This window comes from Paenibacillus sp. LK1, assembly GCF_002750415.1.
Taxonomy (GTDB): Bacteria; Bacillota; Bacilli; order Paenibacillales; family Paenibacillaceae; genus Paenibacillus; species Paenibacillus taichungensis.
The window spans coordinates 52,683-68,556 of sequence record NZ_PEII01000020.1 but is presented as its reverse complement, the minus strand read 5'-3'; the positions used below and the strand labels follow the sequence as shown (position 1 = coordinate 68,556).

At 47.9% G+C, this 15,874-nt stretch carries 17 protein-coding genes; 1 reads left to right on the top strand and 16 read right to left on the bottom strand.

Features of this window, described 5'->3' with window-relative positions:
- Nucleotides 1–195: 195 nt before the first annotated feature.
- Nucleotides 196–753 carry a hypothetical protein gene (locus tag CS562_RS30285; RefSeq protein ID WP_306555443.1) on the bottom strand — a complete coding sequence of 186 codons (558 nt, stop codon included), beginning with the start codon at nucleotides 751–753 and terminating at the stop codon, nucleotides 196–198.
- 77 nt (nucleotides 754–830) lie between these two features.
- On the opposite strand from CS562_RS30285, the gene CS562_RS30280 reads away from it, so the two are divergent.
- The gene (locus CS562_RS30280) at nucleotides 831–1,430 is read left to right on the top strand and encodes a TetR/AcrR family transcriptional regulator (RefSeq protein WP_099859206.1); all 600 of its coding nucleotides are present in this window, start codon (nucleotides 831–833) and stop codon (nucleotides 1,428–1,430) included.
- 150 nt (nucleotides 1,431–1,580) lie between these two features.
- Here the strand turns inward: CS562_RS30280 and CS562_RS30275 are convergent, their stop codons facing one another.
- The 15 genes from CS562_RS30275 to CS562_RS30205 form a co-directional block, all read right to left on the bottom strand.
- Nucleotides 1,581–2,918, bottom strand: a complete 1,338-nt coding sequence (locus CS562_RS30275; protein ID WP_076292139.1) for a TrkH family potassium uptake protein — start codon at nucleotides 2,916–2,918, stop codon at nucleotides 1,581–1,583.
- Between the two features lie 189 nt (nucleotides 2,919–3,107).
- Nucleotides 3,108–4,625, bottom strand: coding sequence for a lysine--tRNA ligase (gene lysS / locus CS562_RS30270; protein ID WP_062329341.1), 1,518 nt, complete (start codon nucleotides 4,623–4,625; stop codon nucleotides 3,108–3,110).
- Between the two features lie 120 nt (nucleotides 4,626–4,745).
- The gene (gene greA, locus CS562_RS30265; RefSeq protein ID WP_076292137.1) at nucleotides 4,746–5,222 is read right to left on the bottom strand and encodes a transcription elongation factor GreA; all 477 of its coding nucleotides are present in this window, start codon (nucleotides 5,220–5,222) and stop codon (nucleotides 4,746–4,748) included.
- A gap of 244 nt (nucleotides 5,223–5,466) precedes the next feature.
- Nucleotides 5,467–6,486: a tRNA dihydrouridine synthase DusB gene (gene dusB / locus CS562_RS30260; RefSeq protein ID WP_076292136.1), complete on the bottom strand. Its 1,020-nt coding sequence runs from the start codon at nucleotides 6,484–6,486 to the stop codon at nucleotides 5,467–5,469.
- Nucleotides 6,487–6,599: 113 nt separating this feature from the next.
- Entirely contained in the window at nucleotides 6,600–6,803 is a 204-nt protein-coding gene (locus CS562_RS30255) for a helix-turn-helix domain-containing protein (RefSeq protein WP_053778903.1), read from the bottom strand.
- Nucleotides 6,755–7,303, bottom strand: coding sequence for a 2-amino-4-hydroxy-6-hydroxymethyldihydropteridine diphosphokinase (folK, locus tag CS562_RS30250; protein WP_024633743.1), 549 nt, complete (start codon nucleotides 7,301–7,303; stop codon nucleotides 6,755–6,757). Before folK ends, CS562_RS30255 begins: the two co-directional genes overlap by 49 nt.
- 9 nt (nucleotides 7,304–7,312) lie before the next feature.
- Entirely contained in the window at nucleotides 7,313–7,675 is a 363-nt protein-coding gene (gene folB / locus CS562_RS30245; RefSeq protein WP_053778905.1) for a dihydroneopterin aldolase, read from the bottom strand.
- A gap of 102 nt (nucleotides 7,676–7,777) precedes the next feature.
- Nucleotides 7,778–8,641 (bottom strand): dihydropteroate synthase, encoded by an 864-nt coding sequence (gene folP, locus CS562_RS30240; RefSeq protein WP_099859205.1) that lies wholly within the window; start codon nucleotides 8,639–8,641, stop codon nucleotides 7,778–7,780.
- The gene (locus CS562_RS30235; protein WP_099859204.1) at nucleotides 8,638–9,522 is read right to left on the bottom strand and encodes an aminotransferase class IV; all 885 of its coding nucleotides are present in this window, start codon (nucleotides 9,520–9,522) and stop codon (nucleotides 8,638–8,640) included. The genes folP and CS562_RS30235 overlap by 4 nt, the downstream gene beginning before the upstream one ends.
- Before the next feature lie 2 nt (nucleotides 9,523–9,524).
- Nucleotides 9,525–10,100, bottom strand: coding sequence for an aminodeoxychorismate/anthranilate synthase component II (pabA, locus tag CS562_RS30230; RefSeq protein WP_076292133.1), 576 nt, complete (start codon nucleotides 10,098–10,100; stop codon nucleotides 9,525–9,527).
- Between the two features lie 47 nt (nucleotides 10,101–10,147).
- Nucleotides 10,148–11,719, bottom strand: a complete 1,572-nt coding sequence (locus CS562_RS30225) for an anthranilate synthase component I family protein (protein WP_099859209.1) — start codon at nucleotides 11,717–11,719, stop codon at nucleotides 10,148–10,150.
- A gap of 141 nt (nucleotides 11,720–11,860) precedes the next feature.
- A complete protein-coding gene (gene cysK / locus CS562_RS30220) occupies nucleotides 11,861–12,799 on the bottom strand; it encodes a cysteine synthase A (protein ID WP_063567563.1) in 939 nt (312 codons plus the stop codon).
- 338 nt (nucleotides 12,800–13,137) lie between these two features.
- Nucleotides 13,138–14,088 (bottom strand): peptidyl-prolyl cis-trans isomerase, encoded by a 951-nt coding sequence (locus CS562_RS30215; protein WP_076292132.1) that lies wholly within the window; start codon nucleotides 14,086–14,088, stop codon nucleotides 13,138–13,140.
- 24 nt (nucleotides 14,089–14,112) lie between these two features.
- Nucleotides 14,113–15,003 carry an Hsp33 family molecular chaperone HslO gene (hslO, locus tag CS562_RS30210; RefSeq protein ID WP_099859203.1) on the bottom strand — a complete coding sequence of 297 codons (891 nt, stop codon included), beginning with the start codon at nucleotides 15,001–15,003 and terminating at the stop codon, nucleotides 14,113–14,115.
- Nucleotides 15,004–15,098: 95 nt separating this feature from the next.
- Nucleotides 15,099–15,869, bottom strand: coding sequence for a type III pantothenate kinase (locus tag CS562_RS30205; protein ID WP_024633734.1), 771 nt, complete (start codon nucleotides 15,867–15,869; stop codon nucleotides 15,099–15,101).
- Between the last annotated feature and the right edge of the window lie 5 nt (nucleotides 15,870–15,874).

Sequence of the window (15,874 nt, the reverse complement as noted above, 5' to 3'; positions counted from 1 at the left end):
AGAATATACCATGTACAGATTTCGATTGCAAGCTTTATTTTCAATAATATATATTTTGTCTCTCGTATAGCTATTCACCTAAAGCCTGGCTTATTTAAGGTTGCATCAATTATTATCCACTCTCTTCCCAGAACATGCGGATCACCTGTCCTCCATAGATAATCCGCATGATCCTCCCGCCCTATCCACTATATGTTACTTCACTTTCTCCACAGGCATCTTTCGCGGCCATAAGCTATAACTGAAGCTGATTATAAAATCGATCCCCAGTATGATTCCCCATACTCTTATGAGATTAGAAAATGCCGCAGTACGCTCCGCATCCCCAATCCACCAGATCATCGCGAGCAAGAACAAGCTACCTATGCCCCAAGCCAATAGATGTCTAAGCCATCCCACTCTTTCACGACTTGCATGCTCACTGCCGTAAACCTTGCTGCTCCGAGGATTATCGCCACCCTTAAACCAATACAGAAAATAACGATCAGCCCAAGCGATCATCTGATGACCATAGGCAATACTTACACCTATATATATAGCTGCAATGCCATGAACCATACTTGCCGTAGCACCCCGTTGAAGATCCATCACCGTCGCTACCATAAGAAGAACATCCACAATGGGCGTTGCCATTAACAGCGCGATCCCTGTCCGTTTCATGCCAAGCAGATAACGCACACTCAGACCTGCAGCGACAAATACCCAAAAGGCAATCTCACATCCAATAATAAAATAGGCAATCAAATGATCCACTCCTTTTATAACACAAATGTATTAAATTCAATTTAACACGTTTGTATTATAATAATCAACAATGATATAATCCTTTTATGCCTAAAATAGTTGATCATGATAAACAACGTCTGCTCGTAGCCGAAGCGGCTTGGCGTGTCATCCGAAGAGATGGCATGGAGCAGGCCTCCGTTCGAAATATTGCGTTAGAAGCAGGAATATCGGCCGGGTCTATGCGCCACTACTTTTCAACCCAATCAGAACTACTCCTATACGCAATGAATCTGGTGTCCGAACGGGTATCGAATCGAATCACACAGATGTCGTTTGATGCGTCCCCTTTGGAGAATATGAAGCTTCTGTTGTTAGAACTCTTGCCAAGTACGGATGAAAAAAGGGCCGAAATGGAGGTGTGGTACGCTTTTACAGCCAAGTCCAAGAATGAGCCCGTTCTCAAAGTGCATGCCGACAAAGTCTATGATGAACTCAGACACGCGATGGCTACAGTTATCACCTATCTGATGGAGCTCAATCTCTCCCGTACAGACCTCGATAAGGAGTTGGAAATTGAACGCCTATACGCACTGGTCGACGGTTTGGGAATTCATGCGATTCTTCGTCCTGACCAGATGAACACCAAGATTATGGAGAATATCCTTACCACGCATCTTGCAACGTTATGCCGGGATGCAGAATAACATTCGGTCACAAAATTAAATACAGCTCTATCCTTCGTACCAGAAGGAGACGAGTAATTGCTTCTATGAAACAAAAAAACCGTCATGCATCAATTGGGACTAACCTATTCCATAATAGGGTTAATCCTAGATACGTGACGGTTTTTCTTTTTATCCAATAATAATCCGGCCCTCCGGATGGCGATACAGCTTCTTCTCTTTACGAGGACGAAGCGCATATGCAATGGTGAGTGGTCCAATACGTCCGATAAACATCGTGAAGGCGATAATCACTTTTCCCCATACCGTTAATTCATGCGTTACTCCCACCGACAGACCTACTGTCCCAATCGCCGAGGCCGCTTCAAACATAAGTGAAAGGAACGGCGCATCCTCTGTTGTAAGTAATAGCATTACCACAACCATGAATATGATCAAGGAAACCATAATAATCGTCAATGCTCTCATCAGCAAATCTTTCGGAACACGCTGACGGAAAAATACAATATCTTTATTGCCACGAATCATGGCATACACCGCTCCAATCATGATCAGGAACGTTGTCGTCTTGATCCCACCCCCAGTTGATCCCGGAGATGCCCCAATGAACATCAACAGAATGAAGAAGAACTGGGTAGCCTGCCTCATCTGGGTGATATCAATGGTGCTCGTACCCGACGAACGTGTAGAGACAGATTGGAAGAACGAGGCGTAGATCTTTTCGCTCCAACTGAGAGACGCCAGTGTGTGCCCATTGGTGAACTCAAATACAAACAGTACAATTGCACCGATACCAATCAGTGCACCCGATACGGACAACACCAGCTTGGACTGCAACGACAAGCGACGGCGCTTGCGGAACTCAAATAAATCATTCAGCACCACAAAGCCGAGTCCACCCGATACTACCAGCACCGAAGCTGTCAGGTTAAACAACCAGTCCCCTGTATAATACTGAAAACTGTTGCCGAACAGATCGAAACCACCATTGTTAAATAATGAAACCGAGTGAAAAGCACCATAGTATACCGCCTGCCAAAAAGGCATCTCCGTTGCCCAGCGTAGTGCCAATATAACAGCAGCCACTCCTTCAATGGTAAACGAAAAAATTAGCACCTTGCGGATAATGCGAACAATGCCTTCCATACTGTCAGCGTTGATAGCCTCTTTCAGCAGCAGCCTGTCCTTAAGCGAGATTCTCTTACCCAATACTAACGCAAACAACGTTGCGATGGTCATGAAGCCAAGTCCACCTAGCTGCATAAGCACCATAATCACGATTTGACCAAACAGGTTGAAGGTCGTCCCTACATCCACAACAACCAGCCCGGTCACACATGCGGCAGAGGTAGACGTAAATAGCGCATCAATGAACGCCAAATGCTCACCGCTTTGATTGGAGATGGGGAGCATGAGCAGAATCGTACCGATCGTGATAATAAGCATAAAACCACCAACCAGAATCAGTGGGGGTGATAGGAATTTAGCAATGTGAAGCCTAAACTTCATGAAGGGCACCTCTTTTAACATAATACATACAGGTAGGCGAAGAAGATCTGTCATATATTCATGGCAGGCATGTTGTTTCGAGTAATTTGTCACTTCGATGCCTATGTAAACCTAAAGAGGAACTTGCCACCAGCATCATACTGAACGGCAGGTTCCTCTTCTATTATGAACGAGTTAAACGTTCCTTATTTAATCCTGTGTACGAGGACGCATATGCGGGAAGAGAAGTACGTCACGAATGGACGGCGAATTGGTCAACAACATGATCAGACGGTCAATACCGATCCCCAGTCCACCTGTTGGTGGCATACCATATTCGAGCGCACGGATGAAATCATCATCCATTTCGTGCGCTTCGTCGTTCCCGTGTTCTTTCTCCAGCAATTGTGCCTCAAAACGCTGACGTTGATCAATTGGATCATTCAGCTCCGTAAATGCATTTGCATGCTCACGTCCAACGATAAACAGCTCGAAGCGGTCCGTGAAACGTGGATCTACATCGCTCTTCTTCGCCAACGGAGAAATCTCAACCGGATGCCCCATGATAAAGGTTGGTTGAATCAACGTCTCTTCTACAAAATGTTCGAAGAATGCATTCAGAATATGACCAAATGTCATATGCTTTTCAACCGGAACCTTATGTTCTTTCGCCAAACGATGAGCTTCCTCGTCCGTCATATGCACGGAGAAGTCCACGCCTACAACTTCCTTAACCGCGTCTACCATCGTTACACGGCGCCATTGTGGTGTAAGATCCACTTGATAGTCTGCATATTGGATAACTTGCGTGCCAAGCACTTCCTGTGCGATGTGAGCAACAAGATTCTCAGTCAAACGCATAATATCCTGATAATCGGCATATGCCTCATAAAGTTCAATCATCGTGAACTCAGGGTTATGACGTGTCGACATCCCTTCATTACGGTATACACGGCCGATCTCATATACCTTCTCCAGACCGCCTACAATCAGACGTTTCAAGTGAAGCTCGATCGCAATCCGCATGTACAATTCCATATCAAGCGCATTATGATGCGTGATGAATGGACGCGCAGCAGCTCCACCAGCGATGGTGTGCAGCGTCGGTGTTTCCACTTCCAGATAGCCCAATGAATCCAGGTAACGACGCATGGATTGAATGATTTTGGAACGAGTAATGAAGGTCTGTTGCACTTCACGATTCATAATCAGGTCAACATAGCGCTGGCGGTAACGCAGCTCTACATCCGCGAGTCCATGATATTTATCCGGAAGTGGGTAAAGTGACTTGGACAATACTTCGAGATTCTGAACCTTAACCGAAGTTTCGCCTGTCTTGGTTTTGAAGATTACGCCAGATACACCTACAATATCCCCGAGATCGAGCAGGCTGAACGCGGCATATTTGTCTTCCGGTACAGTATCCTGACGAACATAGATCTGGATTCTGCCGCTCAGGTCCTGAATATGTGCAAAGCTCGCTTTACCCATTCCCCGCTTCGCCATAATCCGTCCGGCAATACTGACTTCGATGTGCTTCTCTTCCAGCTCTTCCTTGGTCAGTTCTTCATACTTCTTCAGAATGGAGCCGGCTTCTTCCGTACGTACGTATTTTTGGCCAAAAGGGTCGATCCCCAATTTGCGGAGCTCGTCCAATTTGTCGCGGCGAATTTGTAAAAGCTCACTTAGTTCGGTTTCGGTTTCCTGATTCAAGACTTCATCCGTCATGATCTATATTCATCTCCTTATTTACATTGCAGGCATCTTCAGAGGTGTTCTGCCTCAAATGTTGAAAAAAGCTTCCCTAAGGAAGCTTTTGTCTCCGTACCCGACTGCTTCATTGCTTAATTACTTTTTGATGTCTACAATTTTATATTGAATTACGCCAGCAGGCACACTTACATCAACAACCGTACCTTTTTTCTTACCCAGGATGGCTTTACCAACAGGGCTTTCGTTCGATATTTTGTTTTGCAGCGGATTGGACTCCGCAGTACCTACAATCGTATATTCCGTGATATCACCGAATTCCAGATCTTCTACAGTGACTGTTGCACCCACACTTACAGCTTCGGTATCGATCTCGTCGCTGTTGATAATCCGTGCGTTCCGAAGCAATTTCTCCAACGTAATAACGCGGCCTTCAATGAAAGCCTGTTCGTTCTTCGCGTCTTCGTATTCGGAGTTTTCACTAATATCTCCATACCCGATGGCTACCTTAATCCGTTCAGCCACTTCGCGGCGCTTCACTGATTTCAGCATTTCCAGTTCTTCTTCAAGCTTCTTAAGTCCCTCTGGTGTAAGGATAACTTCCTTATCGCTCATCTCAACCGATTCTCCTGTCATGGGAATAATTTGATTGCACGGCAACGGAACCAGTGCTGTTTACAGAGCTCCGCCCGCATACATCTTCAAAACTATATGAAGTTCTCCAGAGAAACAGAACGTTCCTCCTGATGCACTAGCCTTATGACGCACATGGCGAATTTATACTGTGAAATTATAGGGTAACGGTCTCGAAAAGTCAATGTTACGCCCCCTATAGCTGTAAACGTTTTACAGCAGCAGATCAGGATGCATTTTCGGCTACCGCCGGTTCTGACTCCAGATTGCCTTCGATATGCAGCTGGCCTACAAAATTCTCCAGAATGTGCACCATCTCATCACGTTTGGTTTCTTCCATAATAACGTCCTTGATGCGGGCAGATCCTTTGAGACCTTTCAGATACCAAGCCAGGTGTTTACGCATCTCGCGAACAGCAACAGCCTCACCCTTCAGTGCAATCAGACGATCCATATGCAAAATGGCAACCCGAATCTTCTCTTCCCCATTCGGGTCAGGAAGCAGTTCGCCGGAACTCAAGTATTGAATGGTCCGATACAACATCCATGGGTTGCCCAAGGCGGCACGACCAATCATAACTCCGTCACAACCCGTTTCATCCAACATGCGACGGGCATCTTCCGGTGAAGATACATCTCCGTTCCCGATAACTGGGATGGAGACAGCCTCTTTTACATTTTTGATGTGTGACCAGTCCGCTGTACCTGTATAGAGCTGCTCACGTGTACGACCGTGTACACTTACCGCCTGTCCGCCAGCGCGTTCAACCGCAAGTGCATTCTCAACCACGTAGATATGCTCGTTATCCCAACCGATCCGCATCTTGACTGTAACTGGCTTATCTACCGCATCCACAACAGCGGATACCATTTCATAAATTTTGTTCGGATCAAGCAACCAGCGTGCACCTGCATCACAGCTCGTTACTTTTGGCACAGGGCATCCCATGTTGATGTCGATGATGTCAGCATTGGTTTCTTTGTCCACAATTTTGGCTGCTTCTACGAGGGCTTGACGGTCTCCCCCCCAAATTTGCAGGCTCAGCGGTTTCTCACGCTCATCTACAAACAACATTTCACGTGTGCGCTTATTACCATGCACGATGGCTTTGCCACTCACCATCTCCGCACATACGAGGCCTGTTCCGAATTCTTTTGCGATCAGACGAAAAGCCGGATTACACACGCCAGCCATCGGCGCAAGTACAACCTGGTTTTTCATTTCAATGTCACCAATTTTAAGCATGGTAGTCGTTCCACTCCTTTTTAAATCCGACTCTTGCATGAATCCTGGATGTGTTCTAGTTTGTATAAAATAAACGAATAATGACGATATCTTCTTGTTAGTAAAAAGCGACCTTAGTTCCCCTGTAACTCCTCAATGCTGATCGAAAGTACCCCGGCAATTAGATTCAGCTCCCGTTCAGCGACTTTGCGGTTGCCTCGTTCAATCATACCCAGAATGGCCAGCGATATGCCCGTCTCAGCAGCGAGTTCCTGTTGTGTTAAACCTTTCAGCTTCCGGAAAGCCCGGATTCGATTGGCCAATTGCACGTTTTCCAAAGCTGTATTCCATCCTTTCCATCCAGTACAGACAACGATGATTGTACAAAGGTATACAAACCTGAATGCTCATCTTCGGTTACGATGTCAGCCAGTGGCACCAATACAAACGCCCGTTCACCCATCCGTGGATGCGGCAGTTGCAGCCGTTCGGTATCACTCGTCTCTCCATCCATCCAAAGCAGATCCAAATCGACTGTACGAGGGCCCCAACGGATATCACGAACCCGCCCAAGCCGTGTTTCAATATCCAGCAGTTCCGTGAGCAGCTGCTCCGGCAAAAGTGTAGTCTGTACCGCAGTAGCCATATTCAGAAACGCTGGCTGGTCCACATAACCTACCGGCTCCGTCTCATACAGCGCAGAACAGCGCAGGACGGATATATGAGGATGTGCATCCAGTAACGTTAACGCCTCAAGCAGGGTCTGTTCCCGGTCACCCAAATTAGCCCCTAAAGCAATATAAGCCTCTGAAGATTCAGAGGTCGAATGTGCAATCATGATCGGTTCTCACTTTCTTGTGCGGCGAAGCTCTACAGTTACGCCCCCAAAATGAATATCGAAAGGCGGATGTGGCTTCGTCACCTTGACTGTCAATGCATTGATAATAGTATAAGTGTCTAGTAAAGAAGATGCAATATGTTCGCCCAAAGCTTCAATTAACTGGAATGATTTATTTTCAACGATCTGTTTTACCAGCTCATGGATCTCCGCATAATTGATAGTTTTGGTCAAATCATCGTTACGCCCAGCTTCACCCAGATCCATATCGATCTCCAGATCAATATAATAACGCGCCCCTAGCTTCCGCTCCTCGGCAAATACGCCGTGATATCCGTAATACTCCATTCGATGCATTACCATTCTATCCATAAGTTCCGCCTGCCCTCTATATATAATGAATTCACGGTTCGATGTTTGTTCCTATTGCCAAACGCTACGCTTCCGCTGAACGGGTCACCGGACCCGCCAGTATCATTTCCTCCGCAAGCCTGGAGATGCATACAACATGGCATCACACATATCCACTGTGCGCCGAATCGGCTTCACATCATGGACCCGGACCATCTGGCATCCTTGGGCTATGCCGAAAGCAACCGTAGCGGCTGTACCCTCCAGCGCATCATCCGCCTGTACCTGTAAGGTGTTCTGAATAAACCTTTTACGCGAGGTGGCAAGCAGAACGGGATACCCCATCTCATTGAGCAACCCAAGCGATGACATGAGCGCCAGATTTTCATTCAGATCCTTCACAAAGCCAATGCCCGGGTCCAGAATAATTTGATCGGGATGTACTCCAGCCTCTAACGCAATCTGTATACTCTCTTGAAGATCACTGACTACATCAACCAAATAGTTGGTATAGTCTCGTTCTTGCCGGTTGTGCATTAGAATCAGAGGACATCCCAGTTCTGCCGCAGTACGTGCCATCTCCGGGTCAGCCTTGGCACCCCACACATCATTGATGATGTGCGCTCCAGCCTGAATGGCCTGCCGAGCAACATCCGCTTTATAGGTGTCTACCGATATCGGAATATGTGGAGCCTGCCGCCGCAGTGCTTCAATGACCGGAATGATTCGGCTGAGTTCTTCATCAGCGCCAACGATATCTGAACCCGGACGTGTGGATTCCCCGCCAATATCAATGAGATCCGCGCCGTCTTCCATCATCTGAATGGCGTGAGCCACCGCTCGCTCCACACTGGTATAACGTCCCCCATCCGAGAAGGAGTCCGGTGTGACATTCAGAATGCCCATAATAAGTGTACGTGTGCCAAGTTTTAGCTCTGCTGGCCCCCACGCATAATTCCGTTCATAAATGACTGGTGTAAGTGTCATGAAGTATACCCCGCTTTCTGCCGGTACATACCCAGAAGCGCTTCTGTAACCGGGCCGATATGTCCGCTGCTGATTACTGTTTCTGTTCCATCCTGATCCCTCAACGTAGTAACTGGAGCAAGTTCAGCAACAGAGCCTGTCAAAAAGATCTCATCTGCCTGTAACAGCTCCTCCCAAGGGAAGAATCCTTCCTCGTAAGGTATTCCTCGGTGAGCTGCAAGCTCCAGTACAACGGCTCTGGTGATTCCCGGTAAGATGCCAGTCGCAAGTGCTGGCGTATAGACTACACCTTGTCTCACCCAGAACACATTGCTGACAATTCCCTCAGCTATGCAGCCCTCTCGGGTGAGTTGCAGACCTTCCGCTCCTTGTACATGCTGCCCGTATCCGTTCAGTTCACGTTTCGCCAAGATGCTGTTCATGTAATGCAGCGATTTGAACCGCACTTCTCCTTCAGGCGTATTACGAGGCGTCGACAGTCGTTGAAGCATTTTTCCATTTTCGTATAGGGAGGGAGAGGATTCAGGTAGTGCTTTTGCCAATACGATATGATTGGGTTTCACATAATCTCCTGAAGGTAGCCCGAGGGGAGCCTCGCCCGCGGATACCGTATAGCGTACATAGGCATCCTGAAGTTCGTTAGCAAGCAACAGGTTTTTGATCCAGCCCGTTACCTCCGCTGCTGTTGCTGTGAAAGGAATGCCTAGTTCACGACAGCCTGAAGCCATCCGCTGCAAATGACGTTCCAATAGAAAAGGAACTCCTTGATACGTCCGAAACGTCTCGAACAATCCAAGTCCGTACAAAAAGCCGTGATCCGTCACCGGAACCACGGCTGCCGCCATATTGACCAATTCTCCGTTTATCGCGGCATATTTCATCTCTATACCTTTACCTGCTGAGACAGGAAGTTACGCAGCATTTGATGACCGTGATCCGTAATGATGGATTCGGGATGGAACTGAACACCTTCAATCGCATATTCCTTGTGACGCAAGCCCATAATCTCGCCTTCCGCCGTCTCGGCCGTAATCTCCAGACAATCTGGCAGACTGCTGCGCTCCACGATCAAAGAGTGATACCGCGTTGCCGTAAAGGGAGATGGCAATCCGGTAAATACGGACGTTCCGTTATGATGCATATCCGATGTTTTGCCATGCATCATACGGTCCGCGCGAATAACATTGCCTCCAAAAGCCTGTCCAATCGCCTGATGTCCCAGACAAACGCCGAAGATCGGAATACTGCCCTTGAAGTGATCAATGACCGCCAGACTAATACCTGCCTCATTTGGAGTACAAGGACCCGGTGAGATCAAAATATGATCAGGTGCCAACGCCTCAATGCCTGCCAGATCAATTTCATCATTACGGCGAACTTCCACCGTCTCCCCCAGTTCACCCAGATATTGAACCAGGTTGTATGTGAAGGAATCATAATTGTCGATAACCAGTATCATATCTCTGTTCCTCCTATTCTTCCGCCCACACAGGGACGGCTGCTTGATTATTTTAATTTAACGGTTTCTGCTTCCTCGCTGTAATTGACAGCCCTCATCATGGCTCTTGCCTTGTTGCGGCACTCCTTGTATTCCCGATATGGATCGGAGTCGATTACGATGCCCGCTCCTGCCTGCACATATCCCACTCCATCTTTAATGGAAAGTGTACGAATGACGATGTTCAACTCCATATTGCCACTGTAGTCCATCCACCCAATCGAACCTGTATACGGTCCACGACGCACAGGCTCCAGTTCTTCAATGATTTCCATGGTGCGAACTTTGGGTGCACCTGTAATCGTTCCACCTGGGAACGTCGCTGCAATCACATCAAAAGCGGATAGTCCGTCTGCCAGCGTCCCCTCGACTTGAGACACCAGATGCATGACATGCGAATACTTCTCGATCGTCATCAGTTCAGGCACATGCACTGATCCATAAGCTGCAATTCGCCCGATATCATTCCGCTCCAGATCGACCAGCATTATATGCTCTGCCCGTTCCTTCTCACTGTTCAGCAGCTCAGCGGCCATCAACTCATCTTCTGCTTCATCCCGTCCTCTTCTCCGTGTTCCTGCGATCGGACGAGCGCTCACCTTGCCATGATCCACTTTGACGAGCAATTCAGGTGATCCGCTCACCAGTTGGAAATCAGGACTACGCAGCATCCCCATGTAAGGAGAGGGATTCACGAGACGAAGCCATTCGTAGATGTGCTCTGCACTGGACTTCAGACGTTTTTCTTGCCGTAGGGATAGGTTCACTTGAAACACATCCCCTTGCCGGATATATTCCTGCACTGTGCGTACCGCCTGCTCAAAGTCCTCTTGAGGAAAGGAGGTATGCCACCCTTCCGTTTCCCGCTCCGCATCCGCTGATTGCGCAGTGAGATGAATGTGGCTATGGCGATGCTCCAATGCCTGCTGCTGCTCTTCCGCCTGGGCAAATCCCAGAATATGCAACCATCGCTGCTGCATGGCTGCTGCCCGCTCTTCTGCTTCTGCGTACAGCATACGGAGCTGAGCTTCATCCTGATTCGGCCGTACAGCCAGATGAACCATGCAGAACAGTGCCTGCTGCTCATGGTCATACGCCCATATTTCTTCAAACCGCATCCACCAATAATCCGGGAGAGCTGGGTTGTCTTCTGCCAAGGTTGGCAGCTTTTCCAAAGATCTGGCTACGTCATAGCTTAGATAACCTGCACATCCACCACCAAAGTCTGGAGCCCCGCTCACCTTTGGTGCGCTGTACGGCGCAGCCCATCTTTTTAATACTTCAAGCGGTTTACCACAGTCTGTCCGGGTACTGCCTTGAATAAGATCATGAATAACAGCTTCGTTGCCCTTGCCGGAGATAACGGATACCGGGTTTAATCCCAGAAAGGTATACCTTCCGCCTTTACCATTCTCCAACACCATTGCATAGGGTGACGCCTGCTGCCAGGCTGCTTCCCACGTTAACGGTAAACCGCCATGATACGGTCCCTTATCCGACTTGATCATATACGGCATCATGGTCCAACCTTCTCCGGCCCACTCTGTCCAGTCGGCGTATGTTGTCATCAGGTGTGTCATTGCGGTTTGCCGCCCTCCATCTGTCGCTAGTTCTATTGTCTGATAGTATACTAAAGCGCCGCTGCTTTTAAAAGCATTCAGCAAAAAATCCTCCACACCCGGCATACGGGCAAGGAGGATTTGTTTCATCACTTGTTAGGCTTAAGCTTCGAAGTTGTAAAGTGGCGTACTGAGGTAACGTTCGCCGTTACTTGGCACGATCACGACAACGCGTTTGCCTGCACCCAACTGTTTAGCCACTTGCAGACCTGCACGGATGGCTGCACCAGAAGAAATACCGGACAGAATGCCCTCTTCCTTCGCTACCTGACGAGCCGTCTCGAACGCATCATCGTTCTCGATGTGAATGATCTCGTCATAGATTTCCTGATCAAGAATCTCAGGAATAAAGTTGGCACCGATCCCCTGAATTTTGTGAGGACCCGGTTTGCCACCTGCCAAGATTGGCGAAGCTGCTGGTTCAACGGCAACGATTTTAATCCCAGGGTAGGATTCCTTCAACACTTCGCCTGTACCTGTAATCGTTCCGCCTGTACCGATTCCTGCAACGAAAGCATCCAACGTACCGCCTACAGATTGAATAGCTTCAACAATCTCAGGGCCAGTCGTTTCACGATGGATCTTCACGTTGGCTTTATTTTTAAATTGCTCAGCCATGAAATAAGATGGATTTTCCTTAAGCAATTCCTCAGCTTTTTTAACTGCACCATTCATACCTTCGGCTCCCGGTGTGAGCACAAGCTCAGCTCCGTAGGCGCGAAGCAGGTTACGACGCTCCATACTCATCGTTTCCGGCATAACAATAACAGACTTATAGCCTTTGGCTGCAGCCACCATAGCCAGTCCAATTCCTGTGTTACCACTTGTTGCTTCGATGATGGTATCACCCGGTTTCAGCTTGCCTTCTTTTTCCGCTTCTTCCACGATGCTAATCGCGATACGGTCTTTGACGCTTGAACCTGGATTCTGGTATTCCAGTTTCACGAATACTTCAGCACTGCCTTCAGGTACGATACGGTTCAGACGAACAAGCGGAGTACCTCCGATAAGTTCTGTTACGTTATTAACTACTTTAGCCATATGAATGCCCTCCTTAGTGGGATGAATACTACTTAAGTCCTGTTGCCATATACATGTGTGGCCGAGCAGCCTCTAGATGTTATAGAAGAACTACGGAAATCCGTCTGAGTTCATTCCGTCTGCAATAAACCGGACAGAAACTGGGTTTTCGAAGATTTCTTTGTTCATATAAATGGTTTTATTCCGAGTAAATGAGTAGGTTTTTGATTATTTTTATCTTATCAACGTTACACCCTATTGTCAATATGAGTACTCAAAAAAATACTCCGCCTTGGGCCCTAAGGCCGTAGACAGAGTATTTTTATCAAGATGCAGTAGGACATTCGTTTGCAGGATAATCAGGATGCCGGAATTTCAGCGATGATGACAGCTTCATACTTGTTGCGTAACCTTTCCTCCACCTGGGGGAGGGGATCAGCCTGGCTTAGAGCAAGCTGCATCCGAATTTCTTCACGAACCTCTTCTGCAGATTGCACTTGACGCTCTTGTTTGTCATTCATTTTAATGATGGCGTAACCTTCTTCCATCTTCACTGGCCCCGCAATATCACCAACGTCCAGTTGAGCTGCAAGTTTGAGAATTGCTTCGGACTGAAACGGATCGTTCTGCTCAATCCATCCCAGACGACCGCCCGAATCACGGGAGTAACTGTCTGTCGATTCATTACGTGCGGTTTCTTCAAAGTCTGCTCCCTTGTCGAGCGCATCCAGAACTGATTTTGCCTGGTCCTCTTCCTTCAATACAATAATAGACAGATCATATTTCTCTGGGGAAACATAGTCTTCATGGTGTTCGTTCCAATAATGCTCGATATCTGCATCCTTGATCTGTATACCGCTCGTTGCGATTTTCTCAAGCAGAAGTCGGTATCCCGCCTCCAACTCAAGGTCCTGCCTGGATAAACCCAGTTGAGACTGCATTTCGTCAAAATAAGCCTTCTCCGAATCATATCCATCCATGGCCGCGGCAAGTTCCTTCGCAATTTCTTTGGGAGTCACCGTCAGATTACGATCGAGTGCTTCCGCATATACGGCTTTGCGATTGAGCATCTGGAGCAGCAATTCACTGCCATAGCGCCGTTTCAATGCCTCGGTCCATTCCTTGTTGGTGATGACCTCCCCATTGATCGTTGCTACCGCATTTCCCTCTTCCTGATTGGTATCCTGAGGCGAATCTGCTCCTTCACGTCCATTTCGTAAGCCTTGCACAACCATAACTGAACCCATCACCAGCATTCCAAGCGTCAAGACAATTACAGCCGTCCATAACCCTTTTTCCTGTCTTGTCATTCCGCGTCCCGTCCCCGCATAAAATCAGTTCTTGGCTTGCTCTAGGATGGTCTCAAGTTGTTCCTTGTTGAAATCGTAAGCCTCATTGCAAAATTGGCAGACCACTTCAGCCTGGCCTTCTTCCTCAATCAATTGTTCCATTTCGGATTGACCCAGACTGATCAACGTTTTCTCTACCCGCTCACGTGAACACTCACAGTGGAAATGAATATCCATTTCGTCCATGACCTGTACATCAAGCAGTACACGACGAAGCAGCGCTTCTAGTTCAAGCCCCTCAGCCAGCAGTGATGTCACTGGCGGCATTGTACCAATGGCATTTTCAATCACAGTAATTTCATCATCCGTCAAACCTGGAAGCAACTGTACAATGAATCCACCGGCTACAATAACCGAATTGTCGGTATCCACCAGTACACCAACGCCTACAGCAGAAGGCGTCTGCTCCGATTTGGCAAAATAGTACGTAAAGTCTTCACCAAGTTCTCCCGAAATAATTGGCACACTGCCGCGGTAAGGCTCTTTCAGCCCCAAATCCTTCGTTACGTTCACGAATCCTTCGGTTCCAACTGCGCCAGCAACGTCCAGTTTACCCATACTGTTGCTCGGCAGATGTACATGCGGATTGCTTACATAACCACGAACTTCACCCTTCGCATTAGCATCGGCAACAATCTGTCCAATGGGACCGTCACCTTTGACTTGAATTGTGAGCTTCTCTTCTCCTTTAAGCATAGCACCCATAATGGATGCTGCTGTAACCGTACGCCCCATAGCTGCTGTAGCCGTGGGAAACGTATCATGTCTTCTGCGCAGTTCCTCAACCAGTTCTGTCGTTTGAACAGCAAAGGCCCTAACCCGTCCGTTCATTGCTGTACCGCGAATTAACCGGTCTTGTTTGTTGTTGTTTTCCAAGTCATTCAGCCTCCTTTGGCGTAATCGCCAGTTATAGAAAAAACGGCATAACATATAAGACTGTAATCTCAGCCCGCTGTTTGCCGTCTCTGTTCTTACCTTTCCCGGTTCCGCTCATAAACGATACGCAGCCCTTCAAGCGTAAGCAGCGGATCCACTTCATCGATGCTGCGTGTTTCTTCTGCAATCAGCTTGGCAAGGCCTCCGGTTGCAATAACTCTAGGCTTGGCTCCCATTTCCTCGCGAATACGCTCCACGATACCGTCCACCTGTCCTGCATAACCATAAATAATGCCGGCCTGCATCGCATGAATGGTGTTGCGACCAATGACTTTCTTGGGCTTCTCCAATTCAATACGAGGTAGCTTGGACGCTCGTTCATAGAGTGCTTCGGTTGCAATATGGATGCCGGGTACGATAGCCCCGCCCAGATAATTTCCTTTCTCGTCAATACAGTCAAATGTAGTCGCTGTACCGAAATCGACCACAACGAGAGGGCCGCCATACTTCTCAACGGCTGCTACTGCATTAACAATGCGATCCGCGCCAACTTCACGAGGATTCTCATACCGCAGGTTCAGGCCGGTTCGGATACCAGGCCCAACAAGTAACGGTTTTTTGCCTACGTATTTCTCACACATGGCTTCAATCACATTCACCAGCGGTGGAACCACGGATGAGATGATCACACCTTCAATGTCGCGTGTTGAAATACCCGACATATGAAATAAATTATAAATCAATACGCCGTATTCATCCACTGTCGACTGCCGGGATGTACTCAGGCGAAAATGGTGGAGCAACTCCCGGCCTTGATACACGCCGAGTACGATATTACTGTTGCCCACGTCTACCACAAGAATCAAAGAGG